25 protein-coding genes are annotated in these 23,231 nt (G+C 69.6%); 16 read left to right on the forward strand and 9 right to left on the reverse strand.

The window, feature by feature from the left end; translation table 11 throughout:
- Positions 1–471, reverse strand: a complete 471-nt coding sequence (locus NL114_RS17545; RefSeq protein WP_350355382.1) for a GIY-YIG nuclease family protein — start codon at positions 469–471, stop codon at positions 1–3.
- A 358-nt stretch (positions 472–829) separates the two neighbouring features.
- Between NL114_RS17545 and NL114_RS17550 the strand changes: the two genes are divergently transcribed.
- The 9 genes from NL114_RS17550 (at position 830) to NL114_RS17590 (ending at position 11,427) form a co-directional block, all read left to right on the forward strand.
- Positions 830–2,359, forward strand: a complete 1,530-nt coding sequence (locus NL114_RS17550) for an acyl-CoA carboxylase subunit beta (RefSeq protein WP_254824739.1) — start codon at positions 830–832, stop codon at positions 2,357–2,359.
- Positions 2,360–2,445: 86 nt separating this feature from the next.
- Positions 2,446–2,730 carry a DUF8022 family protein gene (locus NL114_RS17555; protein WP_254822210.1) on the forward strand — a complete coding sequence of 95 codons (285 nt, stop codon included), beginning with the start codon at positions 2,446–2,448 and terminating at the stop codon, positions 2,728–2,730.
- A gap of 173 nt (positions 2,731–2,903) precedes the next feature.
- Entirely contained in the window at positions 2,904–4,124 is a 1,221-nt protein-coding gene (locus tag NL114_RS17560; RefSeq protein ID WP_254822211.1) for an alpha-1 4-glucan-protein synthase, read from the forward strand.
- The gene (locus tag NL114_RS17565; RefSeq protein WP_254822212.1) at positions 4,117–5,292 is read left to right on the forward strand and encodes an ABC transporter substrate-binding protein; all 1,176 of its coding nucleotides are present in this window, start codon (positions 4,117–4,119) and stop codon (positions 5,290–5,292) included. Before NL114_RS17560 ends, NL114_RS17565 begins: the two co-directional genes overlap by 8 nt.
- Before the next feature lie 6 nt (positions 5,293–5,298).
- A complete protein-coding gene (locus tag NL114_RS17570) occupies positions 5,299–6,912 on the forward strand; it encodes an ABC transporter permease (protein ID WP_254822213.1) in 1,614 nt (537 codons plus the stop codon).
- Between the two features lies 1 nt (position 6,913).
- Positions 6,914–8,155 (forward strand): ABC transporter ATP-binding protein, encoded by a 1,242-nt coding sequence (locus NL114_RS17575; protein ID WP_254822214.1) that lies wholly within the window; start codon positions 6,914–6,916, stop codon positions 8,153–8,155.
- Positions 8,156–8,162: 7 nt separating this feature from the next.
- Positions 8,163–10,421 (forward strand): DUF7846 domain-containing protein, encoded by a 2,259-nt coding sequence (locus NL114_RS17580; protein WP_254822215.1) that lies wholly within the window; start codon positions 8,163–8,165, stop codon positions 10,419–10,421.
- A complete protein-coding gene (locus NL114_RS17585; RefSeq protein ID WP_254822216.1) occupies positions 10,418–10,999 on the forward strand; it encodes a gluconate 2-dehydrogenase subunit 3 family protein in 582 nt (193 codons plus the stop codon). Before NL114_RS17580 ends, NL114_RS17585 begins: the two co-directional genes overlap by 4 nt.
- A gap of 116 nt (positions 11,000–11,115) precedes the next feature.
- Positions 11,116–11,427 carry a hypothetical protein gene (locus tag NL114_RS17590; RefSeq protein ID WP_254822217.1) on the forward strand — a complete coding sequence of 104 codons (312 nt, stop codon included), beginning with the start codon at positions 11,116–11,118 and terminating at the stop codon, positions 11,425–11,427.
- 36 nt (positions 11,428–11,463) lie between these two features.
- On the opposite strand, the gene NL114_RS17595 is transcribed toward NL114_RS17590, so the two are convergent.
- Positions 11,464–12,273 carry an NAD+ synthase gene (locus NL114_RS17595; RefSeq protein WP_254822218.1) on the reverse strand — a complete coding sequence of 270 codons (810 nt, stop codon included), beginning with the start codon at positions 12,271–12,273 and terminating at the stop codon, positions 11,464–11,466.
- A gap of 90 nt (positions 12,274–12,363) precedes the next feature.
- On the opposite strand from NL114_RS17595, the gene NL114_RS17600 reads away from it, so the two are divergent.
- Together NL114_RS17600 and NL114_RS17605 are read left to right on the forward strand one after the other, a co-directional pair.
- A complete protein-coding gene (locus tag NL114_RS17600) occupies positions 12,364–13,521 on the forward strand; it encodes a thiolase family protein (protein WP_254822219.1) in 1,158 nt (385 codons plus the stop codon).
- Entirely contained in the window at positions 13,518–13,922 is a 405-nt protein-coding gene (locus NL114_RS17605; protein WP_254822220.1) for a Zn-ribbon domain-containing OB-fold protein, read from the forward strand. The genes NL114_RS17600 and NL114_RS17605 overlap by 4 nt, the downstream gene beginning before the upstream one ends.
- A 17-nt stretch (positions 13,923–13,939) precedes the next feature.
- On the opposite strand, the gene NL114_RS17610 is transcribed toward NL114_RS17605, so the two are convergent.
- Positions 13,940–14,719, reverse strand: coding sequence for a DUF7547 family protein (locus NL114_RS17610; protein WP_254822221.1), 780 nt, complete (start codon positions 14,717–14,719; stop codon positions 13,940–13,942).
- Between the two features lie 90 nt (positions 14,720–14,809).
- Here NL114_RS17610 and NL114_RS17615 point away from each other — a divergent pair, with 90 nt between their 5' ends.
- Positions 14,810–14,959, forward strand: a complete 150-nt coding sequence (locus NL114_RS17615; protein WP_254822222.1) for a hypothetical protein — start codon at positions 14,810–14,812, stop codon at positions 14,957–14,959.
- 179 nt (positions 14,960–15,138) lie between these two features.
- Here NL114_RS17615 and dpsA read toward each other — a convergent pair whose 3' ends face one another.
- The 4 genes from dpsA to NL114_RS17635 all read right to left on the reverse strand — a co-directional run bounded on the left by dpsA (position 15,139) and on the right by NL114_RS17635 (position 17,767).
- Positions 15,139–15,687, reverse strand: a complete 549-nt coding sequence (gene dpsA, locus NL114_RS17620; RefSeq protein WP_254822223.1) for a DNA starvation/stationary phase protection protein DpsA — start codon at positions 15,685–15,687, stop codon at positions 15,139–15,141.
- 167 nt (positions 15,688–15,854) lie between these two features.
- The gene (locus NL114_RS17625) at positions 15,855–16,643 is read right to left on the reverse strand and encodes a carbon-nitrogen hydrolase family protein (RefSeq protein WP_254822224.1); all 789 of its coding nucleotides are present in this window, start codon (positions 16,641–16,643) and stop codon (positions 15,855–15,857) included.
- A 73-nt stretch (positions 16,644–16,716) separates the two neighbouring features.
- Positions 16,717–17,124, reverse strand: coding sequence for a DUF8048 family protein (locus NL114_RS17630; RefSeq protein WP_254822225.1), 408 nt, complete (start codon positions 17,122–17,124; stop codon positions 16,717–16,719).
- Positions 17,125–17,185: 61 nt separating this feature from the next.
- The gene (locus NL114_RS17635; protein ID WP_254822226.1) at positions 17,186–17,767 is read right to left on the reverse strand and encodes a hypothetical protein; all 582 of its coding nucleotides are present in this window, start codon (positions 17,765–17,767) and stop codon (positions 17,186–17,188) included.
- A 115-nt stretch (positions 17,768–17,882) separates the two neighbouring features.
- Between NL114_RS17635 and NL114_RS17640 the strand changes: the two genes are divergently transcribed.
- The 3 genes from NL114_RS17640 (at position 17,883) to NL114_RS17650 (ending at position 20,703) form a co-directional block, all read left to right on the forward strand.
- Positions 17,883–18,356 (forward strand): YbaK/EbsC family protein, encoded by a 474-nt coding sequence (locus NL114_RS17640; RefSeq protein ID WP_254822227.1) that lies wholly within the window; start codon positions 17,883–17,885, stop codon positions 18,354–18,356.
- 112 nt (positions 18,357–18,468) lie between these two features.
- A complete protein-coding gene (locus tag NL114_RS17645) occupies positions 18,469–19,623 on the forward strand; it encodes an alpha/beta fold hydrolase (protein ID WP_254822228.1) in 1,155 nt (384 codons plus the stop codon).
- A gap of 132 nt (positions 19,624–19,755) precedes the next feature.
- On the forward strand, positions 19,756–20,703 hold the full coding sequence (locus NL114_RS17650) for a transcription initiation factor IIB (protein ID WP_254822229.1): 948 nt from the start codon (positions 19,756–19,758) through the stop codon (positions 20,701–20,703).
- 101 nt (positions 20,704–20,804) lie between these two features.
- Here the strand turns inward: NL114_RS17650 and NL114_RS17655 are convergent, their stop codons facing one another.
- Together NL114_RS17655 and NL114_RS17660 are read right to left on the reverse strand one after the other, a co-directional pair.
- Positions 20,805–21,332 carry a hypothetical protein gene (locus NL114_RS17655; RefSeq protein WP_254822230.1) on the reverse strand — a complete coding sequence of 176 codons (528 nt, stop codon included), beginning with the start codon at positions 21,330–21,332 and terminating at the stop codon, positions 20,805–20,807.
- 1 nt (position 21,333) lies between these two features.
- Positions 21,334–21,507: a hypothetical protein gene (locus NL114_RS17660; RefSeq protein ID WP_254822231.1), complete on the reverse strand. Its 174-nt coding sequence runs from the start codon at positions 21,505–21,507 to the stop codon at positions 21,334–21,336.
- A 133-nt stretch (positions 21,508–21,640) separates the two neighbouring features.
- Between NL114_RS17660 and NL114_RS17665 the strand changes: the two genes are divergently transcribed.
- Positions 21,641–23,230: a succinic semialdehyde dehydrogenase gene (locus tag NL114_RS17665; RefSeq protein ID WP_254822232.1), complete on the forward strand. Its 1,590-nt coding sequence runs from the start codon at positions 21,641–21,643 to the stop codon at positions 23,228–23,230.
- The last annotated feature ends 1 nt before the right edge of the window (position 23,231 follow it).

Here is a 23,231-nt window from a genome sequence, read left to right on the forward strand (position 1 = left end):
TCATCTCGCGGCGTCGTGTGCCGTCCGGACCGCAGCCAGGGCCCGCTCGCGCGTGCCGAAGTGGGCGAGGTGGCTCCCACAGTCACAGTCCGACGCGCCGAACCCCTCGACCGGTCCTGACGGGAGCCGCTGGGCGACCGCGCACTCGATGTCGGCGCCCGGCGACGTGACCACCTCCCGCAGCGCCGCGTCGCGGTGACCGAGCAGGTAGTCGACGTGCCAGTGGCGGGTGTCCCGTTCGCCGGCCGCGAGCTCTCGGTGGCGCTCGACCCGCGCGAAGCCGCCGCTCCCCAGCGCGCTCCCCGTGTAGGCGTACCAGCCAGCCGGGAACTCCCGGGCCCCGAGCGCACCGACCTCGATACCGGTCGCGGCCGGGAGCACGACCAGGAGCGTGTAGGTTCCGCCCGGCTCCGAGCCGTGCGGCTCCGAGCTGTCCGGCCCCGAGCCGTCCGGCCTATCACCTGTCGTCACGGGCCCATCGACGGCCGCCCGGGGCTTCAGGCCTCCCCTCCGTCGACCGGGACTCCGGCGCTGCGCGCTCGGTATCCCGCCGGTACATCTAATGCGGTATGCTACCATACCCGTTCATGGGTGGTTGATTTATGTCAGAAACTGCGCGTCGTGGCGCTATCGGAGCGGCGAGCGACGGTCCGTGGTCGTCCGGATGGACCGCGGGGGCCGCCCTCGAACGGTACGAACGTGACCACCAGCCTGCCGGACGGGGGTGGTGAGCGTGCGCGACGAGCGCGACTCGTCGGACGACCCCGTGGCCGACGGTGGCGCCGACACGAGCGATGCCGGCGTCTCGGACAGCGCGACCGGGCGGGAGATGGACCCCCTGGACGAACTGCGGGCGCGCAAGCGCGACGCCGGTGGCGAGGAGCGTGCCTACCGCCAGCACGACCGGGGGAAGATGACGGCTCGCGAGCGCGTGGCGTACCTCCTCGACGACGGGTCGTTCCGTGAGGTGGACACGCTCGTCGAGCATCGGTCGACCGCCTTCGAACTGGCCGAGCGTCACACGCCCGGCGACGCCGTGATGACCGGCTTCGGGACCATCGACGGGCGGCAGGTGGCGGTCTACGCCCACGACTTCACGTTCCTCGGCGGCTCCGTGGGGGAGGTCGTCGGCGAGAAGATCGCGTCGGTGATGGACCGCGCTATCGAGACGGGGATTCCCATCATCGGCCTGAACGACTCGGCCGGGGCCCGCATCCAGGAGGGTGTCGACTCGCTCGCCGGGTTCGGGAAGATCTTCCGGCGTGCCACGGAAGCGTCGGGACTGGTCCCGCAGATATCGGCCATCCTCGGTCCCTGCGCGGGCGGGGCGACGTACGCGCCCGCACTGACCGACTTCGTCTACATGGTCGAGGACACCTCCTACGCGTTCATCACCGGCCCGGATATCGTCCGGACGGTGACGGGCGAGGAGGTCTCGAAGGAGACCCTCGGCGGCCCCCGGACCCACGCCGTCGACTCGGGGTTCGCGCACCAGGCCTGCCCCTCGGAGGAAGCCGCGCTCGACGAGATACGAGGGCTCCTCTCGTACCTGCCACAGAACAACATGGAGGACCCACCCCGGACCCGGTGTACGGAGGCTCCGGACCGGAAGTGCGTGGCCGGCGATATCGTGCCGGACGCGCCACAGAAACCCTACGACGCCATCGGCGTCGTCTCCGAGGTGGTCGACCGCGAGTCGTTCCACGAGGTCCACGACGGGTACGCGGCGAACGTCGTCGTGGGGTTCGCACGGCTCGACGGGCGGCCGGTCGGCATCGTCGCCAACCAGCCCAGCATCGCGGCCGGGACGCTCGACATCGAGGCCTCGCAGAAGGCCGCCCGGTTCGTCCGGTTCTGCGACGCGTTCAACCTCCCCATCTGTACGTTCGTCGACGTGCCGGGGTTCCTGCCGGGGACGGACCAGGAGCACCGGGGTATCATCCGGCACGGCGCGAAGCTCATCTACGCGTACGCCGAGGCGACCGTTCCGTTGCTGACCGTCATCACGCGCAAGGCCTACGGCGGCGCCTACATCGTGATGGGGTCGTCGGAACTCGGGGCGGATGCGACCTACGCGTGGCCGGGCGCGGAACTCGCCGTGCTCGGGCCCAGGGGCGCCGTCGACATCCTCTACCGGGACGAGCTGGCCGACGCCGAGAACCCGGACACCCTGCGGGCCGAGCTGGAGGACCGGTTCCGCGAGGAGTTCGCCAACCCGTACGGGCCGGCGAAGCACGGCCACATCGACGACATCATCGAGCCGAGCGAGACGCGTCAGCGGCTCGTGGCGGACCTGCGGCTCTTCGAGCGCAAGCGCGCCGACTCGCCACCGAAGGACCACGGCAACATCCCGCTATGACACCTCCGCGACACGAGGAGACGAGCGACGGGGCGACCGACGGTGATTCCCACACGTTTACGCCCCCCGCGGACGCGGACCCGAACATGGCCACAGAGTCGACGAACGGCGACGAGAGCCGGAGCCTCCCGGTTCCGGGCGGGAAGCTACTGCTCCCCGATACCGCCAGCGAGGAGGAGGCCGCGGCGCTCGTCGCCGCCGTCGCCAGCCACCTCCGCGACCAGCAAGCGGCCGCCGAGGCCGACGACGAACCCGAGACCGTCGAGCCGTGGGCCTACGCCGCACGGGTCGGGGCCCGCCAGCGTGTCGACCTCCCGTCCCGTATCGAACGGGGACAGGAGTGGAAGATGGCCACGCGCGCGCGTCGATAACCCATCAACCTCTGACCCTGAATCATAGCTGGATAAATCCGGGAGAAATCCGATATCTACGACAGTTATTCCGCTGTACTGCTGATAATACCTTCTCTATGGGTAAAACCGGCCTTCTTAGGCCCACCAAAACATCGTCAAGGTTTTAGGAACCCCTAAACAACCCGCTGGCAATGAGTTCCACTGCGACCCCGGCCGGCCCCGACACGTGTGTCGTGGTTCCGACCATCCGCGAGCACGAGTGCGTGCGCGACTACGTCGCCAACGCCCGCGAGTACGGGCACGACGACCGGCTCTTCTTCGTCCTCGTCACCGAGGACTTCTGCGACGCCGACGCGATGCGCGAGATGCTGGACGACCTCGACGTGCCCGGCGCGGTCTTCGACGAGTCCGACCGGCACGACTGGTACGCCGAGCACGGTGTCTCCGATTACGGCCACGTCGTGCCGGCAGCGAGCCACGCACAGACCTCCTTCGGCCTGCTGTACATGTGGGCCCACGACTTCGAGTACGGCTTCTTCATCGACGACGACACGCTCCCCCACGAGACGGACTTCTTCGGGGGCCACTACGACAACCTCTCGTACGAGGGCTCCATCACGGAGGTCCGGTCGGCCGACGACGACCAGCGCTGGGTCAACGTCCTCTACCAGAACTTCGACGAGCACGGCCTCTACCCGCGCGGCTACCCGTACGCGGCGATGGGCGGCGGCCACGAGACCGAGGAGGTCGAACTCGCCCGGGGCGACGTGGTCGCCTCGCAGGGGCTCTGGACGAACGTCCCGGACCTCGACGCGGTCCGCATCCTGATGGACGGCGACCTCCAGGGACAGGCGCAGACCCTGACCAGCCGCGAGGACTTCGGCGAGGACTTCGTCTGTGCGCCCGGCCACTACACCACCGTCTGCTCGATGAACCTCGCCTTCCGCCGCGAGGTGATTCCGGCCTTCTACCAGCTCCCGATGGACGACAACGAGTGGGACGTGGGGCGGTTCGACGACATCTGGTCGGGCGTCTTCCTCAAGCGCGCGGCCGACATCCTCGGCAAGCGCGTTCTCACGGGTACGCCGCTCTGTGAGCACAACAAGGCCCCTCGGTCGACGTTCGACGACCTCAACAACGAGGTGCCGGCGCTGGAGCTGAACGAGCACGTCTGGCGCGTGGTCGATGATGCCGGTACCGACGCGAACACCTTCCGTGGCGCGTTCGCTGCGATGGCCGACGCGCTCGCCGAGGGCGAGTTCGAGGAGTGGAACAACGGCGACTTCCTCGTCTTCGTCGGCGAGCATATGCAGGACTGGCTCGACTGTCTGGATTCGCTGGACGCCGGCCAGCCCGTCCCGGCCGGGCCGGGTCGCACCGTCGCGGAGACCGGGGGTGAGGCCGATGACTGAGGACTCCGAACACACGAGCCGGACCCGTCGCCGGTTCCTCGCCGCGGCCGGCGCCGTCGGCGCAACGGGGCTCGCGGGCTGTAACGGCATCCTCGGCGACGGCGGTGACGGCGGCGATGGCGGTAGCGGCAACGGCGGGAACACCCTCGAGGACTTCCGCGGTTCGGGTGCCAACGTCGGCGGCCGTGGGGAGATTCGCGGAACCCGGATGGACGACCTTCCGGACCTGTCGGGCCAGCTCAACATCTACCTCGGCGGCGGCGAGGGCGGTCTCTACACCGATCTCCTGAGCCTGCTGGGCCAGCGCTACCCCGAGTTCGAGCCCAACTTCCGGCTGGAGCCCAGCTCCCAGCTCGTCAGCAAGATCGACGAGGAGCAGTCCGCCGGCGGCGGCAGCTTCGCGGACGTGTTCTGGGCGGTCGACGCCGGTTCGCTCGCCGCCGTCGCCTCGCAGGGGTACACCCGCGCGCTCCCGGACGACCTCGTGGAGCCGGTCCTCGAGGAGTACCATCCCGACAACCAGTGGGTCGGGGTCGCCGGCCGGGCCCGTGCGGTCCCGTACAACACGAACCAGCTCTCCGAGAGCGACATCCCCGACAAGGTCAGCGACTTCCCCGACACGGAGGCGCTTCAGGGGGCGATGGGCTGGGCGCCGACGTACGGCTCCTTCCAGGCGTTCATCACGGCGATGCGGCTCATCCGGGGCGACCAGGCCACGAGGCAGTGGATAACCCGGATGCAGGAGGCCGGCGTCCAGCAGTACCCCAACGAGTTCGTCGTCTCCAACGCGGCCGCCGACGGCGAACTCGCCGCGGGCTTTGCCAACCACTACTACGCGCTCCGGGTCAAGGCCGCCCGCTCGAACGCCCCTCTCGACCTGGCGTTCACGAGCGGCGACGCCGGCGCGCTCATCAACGTCTCCGGCGCCGAGATCCTGACGGGGACGAACAAGGTCGACCTCGCGGAGAACTTCATCGCCCACCTCCTCACGGTGGAGGCCCAGGAGTTCTTCGCGACGCGGACCTTCGCCTACCCGATGATCGAGGGAGTGCCGCCGGTCGGGGGTCTTCCGCGGGTCAGCGAGCTGAACCCGCCGGATATCGACCTGCAGAAGCTCGACGACATCGAGGGGACCATAGACCTGCTCCGCGATACCGGGGCGCTGTAACGGTCGATGTCCACCCGCGAGGAGCTGGCCGCGCTCCGGGAGCGACTCCGGCGCGAGGCCGACGGCGACGGGCTCGGCCTGACACTGCTGAGTGCGGCCATCGCCGCCGTCCTTCTCTCGCCGGTCGCGTGGCTGTTCCTCCGGGTGACCGACATCCCGACGGCCGAGGCGCTCTCGCTGCTGACCGCGCCCTCGACGACGCGGGTCCTCACGAACAGCGTCGCCCTCGTGGCGACGGTCACGACTGCCACCATACTGCTGGGGGTCCCGCTGGCCCTGCTCACCGCCCGGACGGACCTCCCGTTCCGGCGCTTCTTCACGGTCGTCCTCGCGCTGCCGCTGGTGGTCCCCTCCTACATCGGCGCGTTCGCCTTCGTCTCGGCGTTCGGACCCCGCGGCGTGCTGGCCGACGCGCTCGCACCGCTGGGCGTGGAGCGGTTGCCGGAGATCTACGGTCTCCCGGGTGCGACGCTGGTCCTGACGCTGTACGTCTACCCGTACGTCTTCCTCACGACGCGCGCGGCGCTGTTCTCGCTCGATGCCTCGCTGGTCGAGGCCGCGCGAACGCTCGGGAAGGGCCGGGTCGGGGCCTTCCGCGAGGTGACGCTCCCACGCATCGTCCCCGGTATCGCCGCGGGCGCGCTGCTGGTGGCGCTGTATACGCTGTCGGATTTCGGGACGCCGACCATCATGCAGGTCGACGTGTTCACCTCCTACATCTACGTCGCGTACAACGGGTTCGCGGCCGACCAGGCGGCGCTGCTCTCGATGCAGTTGCTCGGCGTCACCACCGTCATCCTCGCGCTGGAATCGCGGATCGGGCAGGACGACGCCAGCGCCTACGCCTCGGGTGGCGGTGGCTCGGCGACCCGCATCCAGCTGGGGGCGTGGCGGTGGGTCGCGGCGCTGTGCTGTCTCGTCGTCGCCGGCCTCGCGCTCGTGCTCCCGGTCGGCATCCTCCTCATGTGGCTGTTCCGGGGCGGGCTGGGGTACAGCGGGGGTGGGTTCGAGTTCGAACTCCTCTTCGCGCTCAACTCCATCGGTGTCTCGGCGGCGGCCGCGCTCGTCTCGGTCCTGCTCGCCGTCCCCGTCGGGTACGTGGCGGTGCGCCGGGCCTCGATTCCGGCACGGCTGGCCGAGCGTGCCACCTACGTCGGCTACGCGATGCCCGGCGTCGTACTGGGGCTGGCGCTGGTCTACTTCGGCGTCCGGTTCGTCCCGACGCTGTACCAGACCCTGCCGTTGCTGGTGTTCGCCTACGTCGTCCGGTTCCTCCCGCAGGCCGTCGGTACGACCACCTCGTCGGTGCTGCAGGTCGATACCCACCTGCTGGAGGCCGCGCGCGCGCTGGGCCAGTCGCCCGGTGGAGCCTTCCGACGGGTGACGCTCCCGCTCATCTGGCCCGGCGTGCTCGCCGGGGCCGCGCTGGTCTTCCTCACGACGATGAAGGAACTCCCCGCGACGCTCCTGCTTCGTCCGACAGGTTTTGAAACGCTCGTGAGCTACATCTGGCGAGTACAGGGTGCGGCCTACTACGGGCAGGCTGCGATTCCGGCACTGACGCTGATCGTGGTCTCGGCCTGTTCGATGGCCGTCATCCTGGCACAGGAGCGACGCTGATATGGCACGACAGGACAGGACGACGGCGGAGGCCAGGGCGACGGACCACGACGGCGTCGAGGAGCGACTGGACCGCACGCGGGCGGACCCTACGCTCGACGACGGTGATGTCGGCTGGGCCGTCGAGGAGGAGGCGGGCGCGGAGGGGACCGTGCTCGAACTCGACGGCGTCACGAAGCGGTTCGGCGACACCGTGGCCGTCGACGATGTCTCGATGACCGTCTCCGACGGCGAACTGCTCACGCTGCTCGGGCCGTCTGGCTGTGGGAAGACGACGACGCTCCGCCTCCTCGCGGGCCTGGAACGTCCCGACGAGGGCGTCATCCGACTGAACGGCGAGCCAGTCGCCGTGGGCGCCGAGGGCGGCGCCGCCGCGACCGAGACCGGCGATGTCGACGACGGCCGCTTCCTCCCGCCCGAGGAGCGCGACGTGGGACTCGTCTTCCAGGACTTCGCGCTGTTCCCACACCTCAGCGTCGCCGAGAACGTCGCCTTCGGCCTAGAGGGCGAGGCCGGGGCGAACGCCGAGCGCGTCAATGACCTGCTCGACCTCGTCGACCTCCCGGGGTACGAGGACCGGCGACCCGACGAACTGTCCGGTGGCGAGCGCCAGCGTGTCGCGCTCGCGCGGTCACTCGCGCCCGAACCGGCCGTCCTCCTGCTCGACGAGCCGTTCTCGAACCTCGACGTCCGGCTCCGGGTCGCGATGCGCGAGGAGGTCCGCGACATCCTCAAACGAGCCGGGGTGACGGCCGTCTCCGTCACCCACGACCAGGAGGAGGCGCTCTCCATCTCCGACCGCGTGGCCGTCATGAACGGCGGCCACGTCGCGCAGATCGGCAGTCCCGAGGGGCTGTTCCAGCACCCCGAGTCCCGCTTCGTCGCGAGTTTCCTGGGGCAGGCCTCCTTCCTCGACGCCGAGGTCCAGCCGGACTGTATCGAGACGGGCCTGGGCTGTGTCGACGACGACGACCTGGCCGGCCCCATCGACGCCTACGACGGCACCCACATCCAGATACTCGTCCGCCCGGACGACCTCCGGGCAACGCCCGCGACTGAGGATGGCGCCGACGGCCGCATCGTCCGCCGCCAGTACAACGGCCCGACGTTCGTCTACCGCGTCGAGCTCGACAGCGGCGACACCGTCCACTGCATGCACAACCACGTCGAGGAGTTCGCCGTCGGACAGTCGGTGACCGTGGAGCTGACCGCCGACCACGAACTCGCCTGGTATCCGCCCTGATTCGACCGTGACCGCCCCGTCCCTCCGTGTTCCGCTCGTCGACCGGCTCCCGGACGACGACCGCACCCGCCATCGACTCGCCGCCGCGGCCCTCGCGCTGGTCGCCGGCGCCGTCGTCCTGCTGGTCTCGTACCGGGTGTTCCCGTACCTCTCGACCAACCACGACGAGGGCGTCTACCTCCAGCAGGCGGCGATGCTGCTGGAGGGGCAACTGGTCATCCGGCCGCCCGTGGACGTGACCTTCCGCCCGTGGTTCTTCGTGAAGTCGGGGGCCGAACTCTACCCGAAGTACACGCCCGTCACGGCCGCCGTCTTCGCTGTCGGGATGGCGCTCGGCGACCCGCGGCTCTCGCTCGCGGCCGTCGCCGCCGCGCTCGTCGCGCTGACGTACGCCGTCGGCGCCGAGGCGTTCGACCGGCGGACGGGACTGCTCGGCGCCGGACTCGTCGCCCTCTCGCCGTTCTACCTCGTCCAGGCCGCCACCTTCCTCCCGTACGCGCCGACGCTGGCCTTCGAACTCCTGTTCGCGTGGGCGTACCTGCGCGGGGCGCGAACGGGGTCGCGTCCGCTCGCGGCCGTGGCCGGCCTCGCCATCGGCGTCGCCTTCTTCGCGCGGCCCTACACGGCGGTCCTGTTCGCGACACCGTTCGTCGTCCACGCGCTGTGGACGCTCGGCCGGGCCGCGATGGCGGGTGAAGGTACCGGGCGGGGACTCCTCCCCGTGACGCTCCAGCAGGGGCTCGTCGCCGTCGGCGGCCTCGTCGGCGTCGGCGCGACGCTCGCGTACAACGCCCGGATGACGGGTGACCCGTTCACCTTCCCGTACCAGGTGTTCGCCCCCCGTGACGGCCTCGGGTTCGGGACCCGGCGCATCCTCGGCTACGAGCGCGACTACACGCTCGCACTGGCACTGGAGGCGAACGCACGCGTCGTCCGTGCGCTCCTGACGCGCTGGGTCGTCGCCGGTCCGCTGGGGACGGGACTCGCCGCCGTCGGACTCGGGGCCACCGCGCTCCAGGTCCGGCGGGCGCTCGCCCGACGGGGGCGCGGACTGGTCGGTGCCGCCGTCCGTCGGGATGGCGGGGTCACCGGTATGGACGGTGAGGGCACCGACCCGGACCGGACCGACCGCCTCGCCCCCCGGCTCGTCCTCGCCGGGCTCTTCGCGAGTGTCGTCCTCGGGAACGTCTACTTCTGGGGGAACCTGAACGTCCTCGGTGCGGTCGACGTCGCGGGTGACGGTCTCATCTCGTTCTACGGGCCGTACTACCACTTCGACCTCGTCGTCCCGACGGCGCTGTTCGCGGCGGTCGCCCTCCGGCTGCTGGCGGGCCGCTGGCGGTCGCTCGTCGCGTCACGGCTCGACGGTGACGCCGCCCGCCGGGTGGCCGCAGCCGGGCTCCTCGTGGGCGCGCTCGTCGTCGGGGGGACGGGCGTCGCCGTCGCGGCCGACCCGCTGGCCGAGAACGACGCCAACTCCGACCAGCTCGCCGCGGCCTACGAGCCGTTCGAGCCGCGCCCGCCCGCCGGAGTGGTGTTCCTCCCGACGCCGTACGGGGACTGGCTCAACCACCCGTTCCAGGCCCTCCGTAACGACCCCTCATTCGACGGCCGGACGGTGTACGCCATGCGCGAGAACCAGTTCGCCGTCGTGGACGCCTACCCGAACCGGGCACTGTACCGCTACGGGTTCCAGGGTGACTGGGCGCCGTTCCTCGGCGAGCCGGTCGAGCCACGCCTCTACCGCATCCGCCACGTGCGCGGCGAGCGTGTCACAGTCCGCACGGCTCTCGGCGTGCCCGAGGGCGTCGACACGATGACCGTCCGGCTCGCCGGCGGCGGCGAGAGCACCTACTACTCGGTCGTCGGGCCGCCGGAGGAGTTGAACGCACGCATCGTCGTGGGCGATGGCCGGGCGCGGCTGCTGGGCTCCGACGTGGTCCCGGTCGATTCGAACGACACGTCGGTCCCGGTCCACGCCCGCGACGAGGTGCTGCTGGAGGCCAACGCCGAGTACGCACCCGGGAACGCGTTCACCTACCGGCTGGAGACGCCCGTGGCCCTCGAGGAGGGGGAGTGGCGCGTCCTGACCCCACATCCGGAGGTCTGTCGCGGCGCCGACCTCTGCGACGGGGAGGCGGCCTATGTTCCGGAGACGGCCCTCCCCGGGGTGACCGTCGAGACGCGGCTCTCGGCGGACGCCGGCGTGGCCACGAACGCGACAGCAAGCGACCGGACGGCGGCGGCGGAGGTGGGAACGCGATGACGGGCGACGACCGCGACGCCGACGCCAGCCTCACCCGGCGCGACGCGATGGCGGCACTGACGGCGGCCGGCGCGGCCACGGCGCTGGGCGGCACGCTCTCGTGGGCCGTGCTGAACGAGGCTGGCGATGACGACGCGACGACCGAGGGGTTCACCGAGCGCGACCGCGAGACGCTCGTCGCGCTGGCCGAGCATCTCTACCCGTCGACCGTCACGGGCATCCCCGAGTTCGTCGAGCGGTACACGGTCGGCCGGGTCCGCGACCGCCCCGAGTACGCCACCGGGATGCGCGAGGCACTCGCGGCGCTCGACGAGTACGCCGTCCAGTGGACGGACGAGCGGTTCGTCGACCTCGATACAGACCGTCGTGGAACCCTCCTGAACAGCATGGGCGTCACGCGGGCGACGCCCGAGCCGGACGGGCTGGACCCCGAGCGGGTCCGGTTCTACCTCGTCAACGAACTCCTGTTCGCGCTCTACTCGTCCCCGACCGGCGGGAAGCTGGTCGGTATCGAGAACCCGCAGGGACACCCCGGCGGGACGACGAGCTACCGGCAGCCGCCGGACGCGGACCGCTGAATCGACCCGACGGCCCCGCCAGCTCGGTCATCTGTGTCGGTTGGAACTGCCGTCGGTCGCGGCTGTCTAGTAATTCGGCCCGACTCTTACGGGGCTCGACGCGCTCGCCACGGATGATGTCAGCCAGCAACCGTACCCCGGAGGTCGAACAGGCCTACGACCATCTCGACGACGTCGAGACGCAGGTCCCCGGGAGCGTCCCCCACACGCCGGAGCGCCTCGAACAGCTCCGGGCGAGCGTCCAGGCGTACGAGAACACCGAGGACGAGTCCGACCAGGTGGAGCTGCTCGACCGTATCGACCGGGAGATCGACGAACTCCGCGACGCCATCGAGCGCGAGGTCGAGGAGGGAGCCGACGCGGCCCACGAGGCGCTCGAGAAGACCGAACGGCGCCTCTCCGAACTCCGGGACCGACTCCACAGCTGACCGGCTGTTCCTGATTCCCGTCGCTGCTCGCGACGTTCAGCGGTCACGACCACCGGTCGCACAGAGCGCGTCGACGCCGGCACCGAGGTCCGCGGCCGGCGGCAGCCGCCGCTTGTGCCGTGACGATGCCCACCGTTCGGCGAGTCGTTCGACCAGTTCGCGGTCGGCGTCCGTCTCCGCCGCGACGGCTTCGGTGGACCGGTCGCGCTCGACCAGTCCGACCAGCACCGGGTCGATGGTCGCGTAGTCCGCACCCAGTTCCGCCTCGTCGGTCTGTCCCTCCCAGAGTTCCGCGGTCGGCTGCTTCTCGGCGAACCGGTCGTCGAGGTCGGTCGCGCGGGCGACCTCGTAGAACTCGGTCTTGTAGAGGCGCCGGAGCGGCGCCACGTCCACCGCGCCGTCGCCGTATTTGGTGAAGTAGCCCAGCAGGTACTCGCTCCGGTTCTCCGGCCCCAGAACGAGCGCGTCCCGGCGGTTGGCGGCCTGGTAGAGGAGGACCATCCGGGTCCGGGCACGGACGTTGCCGAGGGCGAGTCGTCCGAGATCCGCCGGCGTCGTCCCCCGGAACGCCTCGACGACCGGCTCGATATCGACGACGCGGTGGTCGATGCCGAGGCGCTCACACAGGTCGATGGCGTCGGTCGTGTGCGTCTCGGAACTCGGCGCCCCCGGGAGCACCAGCCCCGTGACGGCGTCCGCGCCGACGGCTTCCACGGTCAGTCGTGACGCGAGTGCCGAGTCGAGCCCACCGCTGACGCCGACGACGTAGCCCTCGGCACCCGATTCCGCGAGGTAGTCGGCGATGAACCGCTCTGCCGTCTCCACCGCGCGGGGAACGTCGACCATGGCGGGGGCAGTGGCTCCCCGGACATAGCTCTCGGGGCGACGGGGCGGGATGCCCAAACAGTTACGCCGCCGCCGCGGGACGCCTCGTGTATGCGCGACGTAGCAATCGTCGGGGCGTCGATGACGAAGTTCGGCGTCCGCGAGGACGAGTGGGTGATGGACCTGCTCGCCGAGGCCGGCGGGGCCTGTATCGCGGACGCGGGTATCACGCCCGACGACATCGACCATCTGTACGTGTCGAACATGGCCAGCGGGGAGTTCGAGGGGCAGACCGGCGTCCCGAACGCGCTGGCCCACGACCTCGGTGCCATCCCCGCCTACACCCAGCGCGTCGACCAGACCTCCTCCTCGGGCGCGGCGGGGATGTACGCCGCCTGGCAGTCGGTCGCCTCGGGAGCGAGCGACCTGACGCTGCTCGTCGGCGGCGAGAAGATGACCCACCGGACGACGGGGGAGGCGACCGACGTCATCGCCTCGCTGACCCATCCGGTCGAGTACAAGCAGGGCGTCACGCTCCCGTCGTTCGCGGGGCTGACCGCGCGCCACTACCTCGACCGGTTCGACGCCCCCCGGGAGGCCCTCGGCCACGTCGCCGTCAAGAACCACTCTAACGGCGCGTTGAACCCGAACGCGCAGTTCCAGAAGGAGATAACCCTCGAGAAGGCGCTGGAGTCGCCGATGGTGGCCGACCCGCTGCGGCTGTACGACTTCTGCCCCGTCACGGACGGGTCGGCGGCGCTCGCGCTCGTCCCGGCCGAGCACGCCGAGTCCTACGCCGACGAGTTCGCCCGCATCGCGGGCATCGCGGGCGCCACCGACACCCACGTCGTCCACGAACGTGCCGACCCGACGCACATGGGTGCGGTCGCCGAGTCCGGTGCCGCCGCGTTCGAGCAGTCGGGCCACGAACACGAGGACGTCGACGTGGCCGAACTCCACGACATGTTCACCATCCTGGAGGTGATGCAACTGGAGGCGCTGGGCTTCGAGGAGCAGGGCGAGGGCTGGCGCGCCGCGATGGAGGGCCGCTCGGCCCGCGACGGTGAACTACCTATCAACACGTCGGGCGGGCTGAAATCGAAGGGGCACCCGCTGGGCGCGAGCGGCGTCGCTCAGGCCGTCGAGGTGTACGAGCAACTCGTCGGCGGCGCCGGCGACCGCCAGGTCGAGGCCGATGTCGGCCTGGCCTGCAACGTGGGTGGCTTCGGGAACTGTGTCATCACCACCATCATGGAGGCGGGCGCATGAGCGACGACGAGCACCGCCGCGTGGCCGACGGTGGCACCCCTCCGATGGCGGCCGCGCGCTACGAGGACGGCAGCATCACCTACCCACCGCACCCCGTCGGGCCGGACGGGAGCGAACCCGTCGAGGAGGTCGATCTCTCCGAGTACACCGCCGAGGTCGTCACCTGGACGACCAGCCACGCCACGCCGCCGGGCGTCCGCGAGCCGAACACGCTCGCAATCGTCGAGTTCGACGTGGACGGCACGCCGGTCCGGGCGCTTGGACAGTGCACCACCGAGGACGTCGGCATCGGCGACACCGTCGAGCCGGTGTACGTCGCGGAACTGCGCGACCCGGACGCGGGCATCCGCGAACGGGAGAGCCAGCGCTGGGACGGCTACCGGTTCGAGCCCGTCGAGTAACTCCGGACGGAGCGCCGTCAGGAGTCGTCAGGGTCGTCCGCGGTGGGGTCGTCACCCTGGTCCGCCTCCTCATCGTCGCGGCCGGCCTGTTCCTTGAGCGAGGCGAGTTCCGCATCGACATTGACCGTCGGCCCCCGGTCACGCTCGGCCTCGTGGTCGTCCCGTGCGGCATCGTCGGTGGGTTCCATCGCGGCGAGCCGCTCGTCTATCTCACCGCGTAGCTCCCGGGCGTCGGCCAGCAGTCGCCGGGCCGTCGGGTCCTCGGGGTCCCCCTCGTAGGTCCGCTGGAGTTCGGCCAGCGCGTCGTCGACACGGGAGAGCGCCTCGCGCCCGCTGGCCGCGGCCCGTTCGCCCGCTGCTGTCGATACGTCCGCGAGGACGCTCCCCCCGTCGCGGTTGCGACGGTCCGGCGAACGGGGGTCGCGGCCGTCCAGCAGCCGGATGGTACCGGCCAGCAGTTCCAGCCCACGGATGGCGGCCTCGAGGAACGCCACGACGGTCGGGATGGTGTACCGCTCCGTGAAGGTGAGCAGTTCGCGCGGTGACGGCGGGCGCGGGAGCACCGGCCCACCGGAACCGGGACGGCGTCGGCTGGGCGGCCGACTCTCCTCGTCGACCTCCGCCCGGAGCTGGCGCAGCGTCGCCTCCAGTTCGTCCACCAGCGCGCCGAGGTCATCGTCGCGGGTGCGGACAGGTCGGCGGTCGTGCCGGCTGTCGGCCGCCCGGTCACCACGCTCGTCCCCCGGTGGACTCACCTGTACGGGGATGGGCTCGCCGCCGGCCTTCCAGTCGCTCATATCGGGGACTGCGGGGCCGACCGGGAAAACGCTCCCGCTGGTTTAGGAAGACCGAAATCCTCTTTACCTCTAGGCTCACCTAATCGGCTGATGGAAGCCACTCGCAGTCGGGATTCCGAGACGCCGGAGGCGCCCCGGGTCACCGCCCACGGGACCTCCCCCGAGCGCACCGTGTTCACCGAGGAGGGGAACCCGGACGCGTGGATCGCGACGGACACCCTCACCGAACTCGAGAACTGACCCCGCGACCGTTCTGGAGCTGTTCGCTGCCGTCTCGATTGCTGTTCTGGATGTTCGCACCGAATATCGCCAGCAACAGCTGGAAACAGAGGATTATCTGATAATACTACACGGAAGGGGGAACAGCATCCGGCCGAGAGTGGCCGGCGACGCACGTCAGCGTGTGGCGACGGGAGCCGTCAGTGAGTGGCCTCGTCGAGAACCAGCGTGTCGTCCTCGAGGTAGTGCTCGAGGTGGTGCGCGTGGTCCTCGAGGTCCTCGAGGTAGCGCCGGAGGATCTCGGCGGAGGTGTAGTCGCCGAAGTCCTCCATCATCCCGATGTGGTCGCGCATCGTCTCGATCATGTCACCGAACATCTCCATGTCGTTCGCGAGGGAGGTCCGGATGTCGTACACGTCCTCGCCCTCGAACTCGACGGGGGCACGCTCCTCGAGATTCGCGGGGCCGGCGACCGGGACGCCGCCGAGGGCCTGCGCACGCTCGGCGAAGGCGTCGGCCGCGAGCTCGAGGTCCTCGGCCACCTCACCGAGGTACTCGTGGAGCTCGAGGAACTCCGCACCCTCGACGTTCCAGTGGTGCTTCCGGACCTGATGGTACGCGACGTACGACGCGGCGAGGTCGGTGTTGAACGCGTCGACGATCTGCTCTGCCTTGTCCTGGTCCATCCGGAGCGCGTCGCTCCCTTCCACGGTGTCTGCCTGCTGACGGACGTTCTTCTGGGTACTCATTGCGTTCTAATGTCCGCCCGCCGGCCACTTAAGTCTTGGCGAGACGGAAAGCAGTTTTTCGGTTCGGCAAAGAATAGTTCTCGATAGCTAGGCGTGCCTAATCGACGGTCGGGCACGGGGCGCAGGGAATCAGGACGGCTGCGGGGTGTCGACCGGCCATTCGCTAGTCAGTCGCGGTAGATGCCGACGCGTTTGCGGTGGTACGCCTGTTCCTCGGGGTCGAGCGTGACCACCAGGTCGCGCTCGTCGTCGGCCAGGGCGGTGTGGACCGAGCCGTTCGGCCGGGCGACCATCGACCGGCCGCCGTAGGTTGCGGTCGGGGCCTCGGGCACGTCACGGCGACCGGTCCGACCGCAGGCCACGGCCCATCGAACCCCGTCGAGGGCGCGTGCGCGGACCAGCAGCCGCCAGTTCTCGGAGTGTGCCGCCGGCCACGCCCCCACGACGAACAGCGCGTCGACGCGCTCCTCGGTGTACGCGGCGCTGTCGGCGACGAAGTTCAGGTCGTAGCAGGTGACGAGCCCGGTCCGTCCCAGGGGTGTCTCCACCGTGACCCGTTCCTCGCCCGGTGTCAGCACCTTCAGTTCGCCGCCCCAGAGGTGGCGCTTCCGGTAGACCGTCGTCTCCCCGTCCGGGCGGACGTAGGCGACGGTGTTGTAGAGCGTCTCGTCCGCGCGCTCGACGTAGCCGACGAGGAGTGCCACGTCGTTGTCGGCGGCGCAGTCACGAACGGCATCGAGTTCGGCGCCGTCGGTCCGGACGGCGGCCTCGGCCGTTCGGTCGTCCGGGACGAAGCCGGTGAGGAACTGCTCGGGGAAGAGTGCCACCTCGACGCGGTCGGGGAGCGCAGCGACCCGGTCCTGCAGTGTCGCCACGTTCGCCTCCGGGTCGAGGTCCGAAACCGGCGTCTGGCACGCCGCGACCGTCGGCCGTTCGTCGGGTGTTGGGTTCGACATGGGCGCGGGTGCAGGCCCGCACCACATCACCCTTCGGGTGGCCTCGATGGACGGCAAAGGACGGAGTGGCGGGCTACTCTCGCGTGAGGAGCATCGGCGTCGCGCCGTCGAACGGCTCGGTCGACTCGCCGCGGTCCTCGGCCGCACGGCGGGCCTGCCGGTCGTGGACGGCCAGGAGACGCTCGAAGTCCGCGTCGTCGATGTCGACCGTGTCGGCGAAGTCGGCCCACACCTCCGGGAGGACCACGCAGTGGAACGCCTCGTCGGTGCGGGCGACCACGGGGTCGTAGGGGAGGTACTTGCGCCACTCGTAGACGAGGTTGTCGACCCCCGGGAAGTCGCGGGCGGACTGCTGGTGGCGCCGGAGCAGCTCACGAAGGCGGTCGGGGTCCGTGTCGGTTCGCTCGGCCACCGCCGCCACGATGTCGTCGTCGAAGGGGGCAAGCGGGTCACGAGCTGCCGGGCCGGCGGAGTCGGTCACGGCCGGCCCTACCCGACCGGTGGGTATAGGCGCACCGACCGGGGTGGGCGATGCGGGTGGACTACTCCGGCCCGCCAGCGCTCGCACTCCCGTGTGCCGCGCTCGCGATGTCGCGCCCATCGTGAGCGACGGTCACCTCACTGGGCGCCTCGCCCTCGAACACGTAGCGTGCCGCGTACTCGATGTCGACGATGCACTGGGTGCACATCTCCGCGTCCTGGCGTTCGTGGGCGCGGACGTTCACGTGGAGTCTGTCGTTCTCGGCGTCGTACTCGACCGACTCCTGCTCGGCGGTGTAGCAGCCGTTCGACCCGTCGATGACGCCGTCGAGGGTGACCTCCGACCCGTCGAACTGGACGTCGACCGTGTTCTTCCCCTCACCACACCCCTGCGCGGTGACCTCGAAGGACTGGCTCACCATCCCGTTCCCCATCGGGGTCCGTGTGGGGGAGTTCGAGTCGGTGGGCGAATCGGTGGGTGAGTCGGTGGGTGGGTCGGTGGGCGAATCGGTCGGCGAGGCATCGCCGCCGTCGCCACCGGCACCGCCGTCGCCGGAGCCGTCGGTCGGTTCGTCGCCGGTACAGCCTGCGATACCCGCTGCCCCGGCGAGTGCCGCGGTGCGGAGGAGGGCTCTTCGTCGCATGCAGGTCGACGGAGACGGCGGACGGATAAACCCTTCCGGGAGCCACAAACAGCCCTTTGAGCGACGACCGCCCGATGGCGTCGGATTCATGTGCCGGCGCCGCGCCCGCCGGGACATGCACGAACGCGCACGCGAGTTCGCCGAGACGGCGCGCGACCGGTACGCCTTCGACCCCGCCGTCCGCGAGTTCGAGGCCGGCACGAAGACCGCGAAAGCCGCGGCCGACGCTATCGGCTGCCGGGTCGCACAGATCGCCTCCAGCATCGTCGTCACGGACGGGGAGGCGGTGGCCGTGGTCGTCACGAGCGGGGCGAACCGGCTCGACACCGACCGGGTTGCGGACGTGCTGGGCTGGGTGGACGCCGACCTCGCCGACCCCGAAACCGTCCGCGAGGCGACCGGCTGGGCCATCGGCGGGGTGCCGCCGTTCTGTCACGCCTCGGACCTGCCGACGCTGCTCGACGAGACGCTGCTGGCGCTCGACGAGGTGTGGGCCGCGGCCGGGACGCCGGAGGCCGTCTTCCCGGTCGACCCGGAGCGACTCGCGGAGCTGGCGGCGGCCGAGCCGGCGGCGGTCGCCGAGTCCTGAAGGTGTCTACTGGTCGTTCTCGGCCGACACGAGGGGCCTCCGGAGACAGATGCTGCTGCACATCCAGCGGGTTTCCACACACTTACCAGCGCGGACCGAGAGGAGGCCGCACATGCACCGGGACGACCGCGTGACGACGGAGCCGGGCGACTCCCCGGTCACGTCCGTCCCGCGCGACTACGCCCCGGCCGACGCCGGCCACTGGTTCGAACTCCCCGAAGGCCGGGACGCGGGCAAGAAACTGTTCTTCTGGGACGTGACGCTCACCACCCAGGGGCTCGTCCCCACCGAGGCCACGGCGGAGACGGTCGCTGACCTGCCGGTCGTGCTGTTCGTCCACGGCAACCCGGAGTGCTCGTACGCGTACCGGAACGTCGTGCGCGCGTTGCGCGACCGTGCCGTCGCGGGGGAGTTCTCCCTGCCCGTCCGGCTGGTCGCGGTCGACCACATCGGCTTCGGGCTCTCCTCGACAGCCACCCACGAGGCGGTTCCGATGGACCACGCCGAGAACCTCGACCAGCTGGTCGGGGTGCTCGACCTGTGGGATGTCACCCTCGTCGTCCACGACTGGGGCGGACCCATCGGCATCGGTGCGCTCCTGCGCGAGCCGGACCGGGTGACGGGGCTCGTCGCCTGCAACACGACGGTGTTCCCGATACCGTTCGTCGGACCGACGTTCGACGACTACCCCATCGGCTGGCTCCCGTGGGCGGACTTCCCCCGCGTCACGCCGGACCGGTTCTGGCCCGCCGTCGCCTCGTACGCCGTCTTCCGCCAGCCCGCCGGGGAGTACCGCATCCTGCTGGAACTCCTCTTCTACCTCGCACGGGTCGAGGGGTTCGGCTGGTTCCCCGAGCACGAGCGCGACGCCCGCCGGGTCTACTACGAGCAGTTCGAGGACGAGTGGAACACGCGTGCCTCGAAGCGGCTCGTCCGGCAGACCCGCTACTGGGGGCACGGCAACACCTTCGAGGACCCACGCATCGGGACGCGGAACACCGCACCGTTCTACCGCGCCATCCACGACGGCCTCGGACGCGAGTGGGGGCCCTCGGGCTGTGAGGTGGATGTCGAACTCGTGTTCGGCGGCTGGGACCCGCTCGCGAAGGACGCCGTCCTCGACCAGTGGGCCGAGGCGCTCCCGCAGGCCGAGGGCCACATCACGGTGCTGGACGGCGTCTCGCACTTCGTCGAGGAGGAGCGCCCCGAGCGGGTCGCGGGAGCCGTCGTCGACGCGGGCGGGTTCGCCGACGCTCACACGACGTGAACCCGACGCGAGCCCGGTCGAGAGGCGACTCGCCAGCGTCCCGTCTGCTGACTGGCGATTCCGGACGAGCACCGGCAACGGTCCACACAGACAAAGCTTTTATATGTGGCTGGGTCCGACGACATAAGTATAATGGCAGGGCCGACTCGCCAGCGAGAGCGGAGTGTCGAATCCGAGGAGGAAGACGAAACACAGCGGGGCTGTCCTGAATGCGAGTCGACGGATCTTGTTCACGACGGGGAGGAGCTCGTCTGTGACGACTGTGGCCTGGTCATCGAGGAGGACCAGATCGACCGCGGGCCGGAGTGGCGTGCGTTCAACCACTCCGAGCGACAGTCCAAATCCCGGGTCGGGGCGCCGACGACCCAGACGATGCACGACAAGGGGCTGACGACCCAGATCGACTGGAAGAACAAGGACGCCTACGGGCGCTCCATCTCCTCGGAGCGCCGCTCCCAGATGAACCGACTCCGGAAATGGCAGGAGCGGATCCGGACGAAGGACGCCGGCGAGCGCAACCTCCAGTTCGCGCTCTCGGAGATCGACCGCATGGCGAGTGCGCTCGGTGTCCCCCGATCGGTCCGCGAGGTCGCCTCCGTCATCTACCGCCGCGCGCTCGACGAGGACCTCATCCGTGGCCGCTCCATCGAGGGCGTCGCCACGGCCGCGCTGTACGCCGCCTGCCGCCAGGAGGGTATCCCGCGCTCACTCGACGAGGTCGCCGAGGTCGCCCGCGTCGAGCAGAAGGAGATTGGCCGGACCTATCGCTACGTCGCCCAGGAACTCTCGCTCGGGCTGGAACCGGTCGACCCGGTCCAGTACGTCCCGCGCTTCTGCTCGGAACTCGGCCTCTCGGAGGAGGTCGAACAGAAGACCCGCGAGATCATCGAGGTCACGGCCGAGAAGGGGATGCTCTCGGGCAAGTCCCCGACCGGCTACGCCGCAGCCGCCATCTACGCTGCCTCACTGCTCTGCAACGAGAAGAAGACCCAGCGCGAGGTCGCCGAGGTCGCGCAGGTGACCGAAGTGACGATTCGAAACCGATATCAGGAGCAGATCGAGGCGCTGGGCATCCACTGAGTCGGGTGCAGATCCCCGGATCCTTCTGCTGCCAGTGTTGATTTGCATCCCGGATAACTGCGATCTGGTGGTGTCTCTACTGGAGATGTCCAGATATGTGGCTAACCCTCGTCCTCCAGATTCAGGCGCGAAGGTAGATACTCCATCCTGATGCCGGAAAGCGGCGTATCGGCGGGTTCGAAACGGGCGAACGACCTGTCGCAGGTGAACAGGAGCGTCTCCCCTGGGCAGGCCCAGGCATAGGTGAGAACCGGGATATCCTTCGACTGAACTCCAGTTAGAAATGACAGCATCGTCGCTTCCGCACTCCTCCTGACTGTGCCCACATCCATCTCCTCTACCTCTGCTCGCCTGGGGCCCACCACGTTGTCCGCCTTGGCTACAATCTCGGCGAAGTTTCCTCGTTGCTCGCGCCACTCATCGTCTCCGGCATCCTGCCCTCGCGCGAACGCTTCGATAACCTCGTTGTAGATATACGCACTGACGGCTATCGGGACCTCATCGCGGAGCAGTTGCCGGAAGTAGAGCGCGTACGCCGGTTCAGACTCCGTGATTCCGTGAATCCAGCAGTTGGTGTCGTAGACGACGACGGGTTCGTCCGGCAGCCTCGAACGTGTCTCTGGCTGCACGTCACTCGATACGGCGGACCGCCGGAGTCAGCTCCGTGTCGTCCCCACGGTCGAGCATCGCTCGGAGGTTCCAGTCGACCTGACGGTTCAAGCGCTGGGCATCGCTGAACGCCTTCTCTGCACTCCGGTCCGACGCCGCCGCCTCGTCGAAAACACGGGCGGCCTCCTCGGTCATATGCTCGGTTAGCTCTCTCCGGTTGGTAAGCTTTGTGCCCCGGTCCACGCGGTTCATAGCCTCGTCTTCTGTTTAATACTCCCCCGCGTACCGTGCTACACCCTTAAGGAGGAGCCGACCGGATACCCGGCATATGACCGTCAGCGAACAAGCGGGCGAGTTCGACATCGAGTCCGCCGAGGAGGACGAGCGCATCGCGGGGCTGGGCAAGTACGTCACGCTGGCCGACGGCGTCACGGAGACGTTCGACGTGAGCGAGCCGTTCACCGGCGACACCGCCGGGACGCTCCCGGCCTGCCAGGAGGCCGACATGCGCGAGGCGTTCGAGCGTGCTCGCGAGGCCCAGGAGGAGTGGGCGGCCCGGCCCGTCGAGGAGCGCGAGGAGATCATCCTCGACGCCCACGACAAGGTGCTCGACCGGGACGGTGAGTTCCTCGACGTCGTGCAGGTCGAGACGGGCAAGTCCCGGAAGCACGCCCACGAGGAGGTCATGGACGTGGCGATGAACGCGCGCTACTACGGCCACCGCGCGGAGGGCCTGCTCTCTCGCAAGCGCAAGAAGTCCGGCATTCCGGGCGCACAGAAGACCTGGGAGTACCACCAGCCCGTCGGCGTCGTCGGGATGATAACGCCGTGGAACTACCCCCTGAGCCTCACCATCTCCGACGCCATCCCCGCGCTGCTCGCGGGCAACGCGGTCGTCATCAAGCCCGCGCCGGACACGCCGTACAGCGCGCTGAAGTCGAAGGAGCTCCTGGAGGACGCCGGGCTCCCGAGCGACCTCTACCAGATCGTCCCCGGCTACGGGCCGGAGCTGGGCGACCCGCTCATCGAGGAGTGCGACTTCCTGGCCTTCACCGGCTCCTCCGAGACCGGGAGCATGCTCGCGGCGAAGGCCGCCGAGCAGCTCACGAAGTCCTCGATGGAACTCGGCGGCAAGAACCCCGCCGTCGTCTGCGAGGACGCCGACATCGAGAAGGCCGCCGAGGGGCTGGTCCGGGGCTGCTTCACGAACGCCGGCCAGCTGTGTATCTCCATCGAGCGCCTCTACGTCCACGAGTCCATCAGAGAGGAGTTCGTCGAGGAGTTCGTCCGTCAGACCGAGGCGATGGAACTGGGCACGGGCTACGACTACTCCTACGACCTGGGCTGTCTCATCAGCGAGGACCATCTGGAGAAGGTCGAGGAGCACGTCGAGGACGCCCGCGCGAAGGGCGCGAACGTGCTGACCGGCGGCACCGCACGCCCGGACGTGGGCCCGTCGTTCTACGAGCCGACCATCCTGACCGACGTGCCCGAGGACAGCCTCCCGTGCTGTGACGAGACGTTCGGGCCGGTCGTCGGAATCTACGAGTTCTCCGACGAGGAGGAGGCCATCGAACTGGCTAACGACTCGGAGTACGGGCTGAACGGCTCCGTCTGGACCGAGGACTACGACCGCGGCGTCGAACTCGCCTCGCAGATCGAGTGCGGTACCGTCAACGTCAACGAGGGCTACGCCGCGGCCTTCGCCGCCACCGACGCCCCGATGGGCGGCATGAAGAACTCCGGCATCGGCCGCCGCCACGCCTCGGAGGGGCTGCTCAAGTACACCGAATCACAGAACGTGACGCTCCAGCAGGCCGGCACCATGTCCGCACCGCCGGGTGTCCCGTACGGCATCTACGCGAAGGGCGTCAACTACGCGCTCCGCCTCATCGAGAAGGTTCCCGGCCTGCGGTAAG

The sequence above is a fragment of the Haloglomus halophilum genome (genome assembly GCF_024298885.1).
In the GTDB taxonomy this organism is placed as follows: Archaea; Halobacteriota; Halobacteria; order Halobacteriales; family Haloarculaceae; genus Haloglomus; species Haloglomus halophilum.

Bases quoted from the DNA above. Each gene is read 5' to 3' on its own strand.
- NL114_RS17640 (WP_254822227.1), top strand. From the start codon at position 17,883: ATGCACGAACGCGCACGCGAGTTCGCCGAGACGGCGCGCGACCGGTAC.
- NL114_RS17610 (WP_254822221.1), bottom strand. From the start codon at position 14,719: ATGAGCGACTGGAAGGCCGGCGGCGAGCCCATCCCCGTACAGGTGAGT.
- NL114_RS17590 (WP_254822217.1), top strand. From the start codon at position 11,116: ATGTCAGCCAGCAACCGTACCCCGGAGGTCGAACAGGCCTACGACCAT.
- NL114_RS17575 (WP_254822214.1), top strand. From the start codon at position 6,914: ATGGCACGACAGGACAGGACGACGGCGGAGGCCAGGGCGACGGACCAC.
- NL114_RS17635 (WP_254822226.1), bottom strand. From the start codon at position 17,767: ATGCGACGAAGAGCCCTCCTCCGCACCGCGGCACTCGCCGGGGCAGCG.
- NL114_RS17600 (WP_254822219.1), top strand. From the start codon at position 12,364: ATGCGCGACGTAGCAATCGTCGGGGCGTCGATGACGAAGTTCGGCGTC.
- NL114_RS17650 (WP_254822229.1), top strand. From the start codon at position 19,756: ATGGCAGGGCCGACTCGCCAGCGAGAGCGGAGTGTCGAATCCGAGGAG.
- NL114_RS17645 (WP_254822228.1), top strand. From the start codon at position 18,469: ATGCACCGGGACGACCGCGTGACGACGGAGCCGGGCGACTCCCCGGTC.
- NL114_RS17550 (WP_254824739.1), top strand. From the start codon at position 830: ATGGACCCCCTGGACGAACTGCGGGCGCGCAAGCGCGACGCCGGTGGC.
- NL114_RS17585 (WP_254822216.1), top strand. From the start codon at position 10,418: ATGACGGGCGACGACCGCGACGCCGACGCCAGCCTCACCCGGCGCGAC.
- NL114_RS17560 (WP_254822211.1), top strand. From the start codon at position 2,904: ATGAGTTCCACTGCGACCCCGGCCGGCCCCGACACGTGTGTCGTGGTT.
- NL114_RS17660 (WP_254822231.1), bottom strand. From the start codon at position 21,507: ATGACCGAGGAGGCCGCCCGTGTTTTCGACGAGGCGGCGGCGTCGGAC.
- NL114_RS17625 (WP_254822224.1), bottom strand. From the start codon at position 16,643: ATGTCGAACCCAACACCCGACGAACGGCCGACGGTCGCGGCGTGCCAG.
- NL114_RS17615 (WP_254822222.1), top strand. From the start codon at position 14,810: ATGGAAGCCACTCGCAGTCGGGATTCCGAGACGCCGGAGGCGCCCCGG.
- NL114_RS17595 (WP_254822218.1), bottom strand. From the start codon at position 12,273: ATGGTCGACGTTCCCCGCGCGGTGGAGACGGCAGAGCGGTTCATCGCC.
- NL114_RS17565 (WP_254822212.1), top strand. From the start codon at position 4,117: ATGACTGAGGACTCCGAACACACGAGCCGGACCCGTCGCCGGTTCCTC.
- NL114_RS17605 (WP_254822220.1), top strand. From the start codon at position 13,518: ATGAGCGACGACGAGCACCGCCGCGTGGCCGACGGTGGCACCCCTCCG.
- dpsA (WP_254822223.1), bottom strand. From the start codon at position 15,687: ATGAGTACCCAGAAGAACGTCCGTCAGCAGGCAGACACCGTGGAAGGG.
- NL114_RS17665 (WP_254822232.1), top strand. From the start codon at position 21,641: ATGACCGTCAGCGAACAAGCGGGCGAGTTCGACATCGAGTCCGCCGAG.
- NL114_RS17570 (WP_254822213.1), top strand. From the start codon at position 5,299: ATGTCCACCCGCGAGGAGCTGGCCGCGCTCCGGGAGCGACTCCGGCGC.
- NL114_RS17555 (WP_254822210.1), top strand. From the start codon at position 2,446: ATGGCCACAGAGTCGACGAACGGCGACGAGAGCCGGAGCCTCCCGGTT.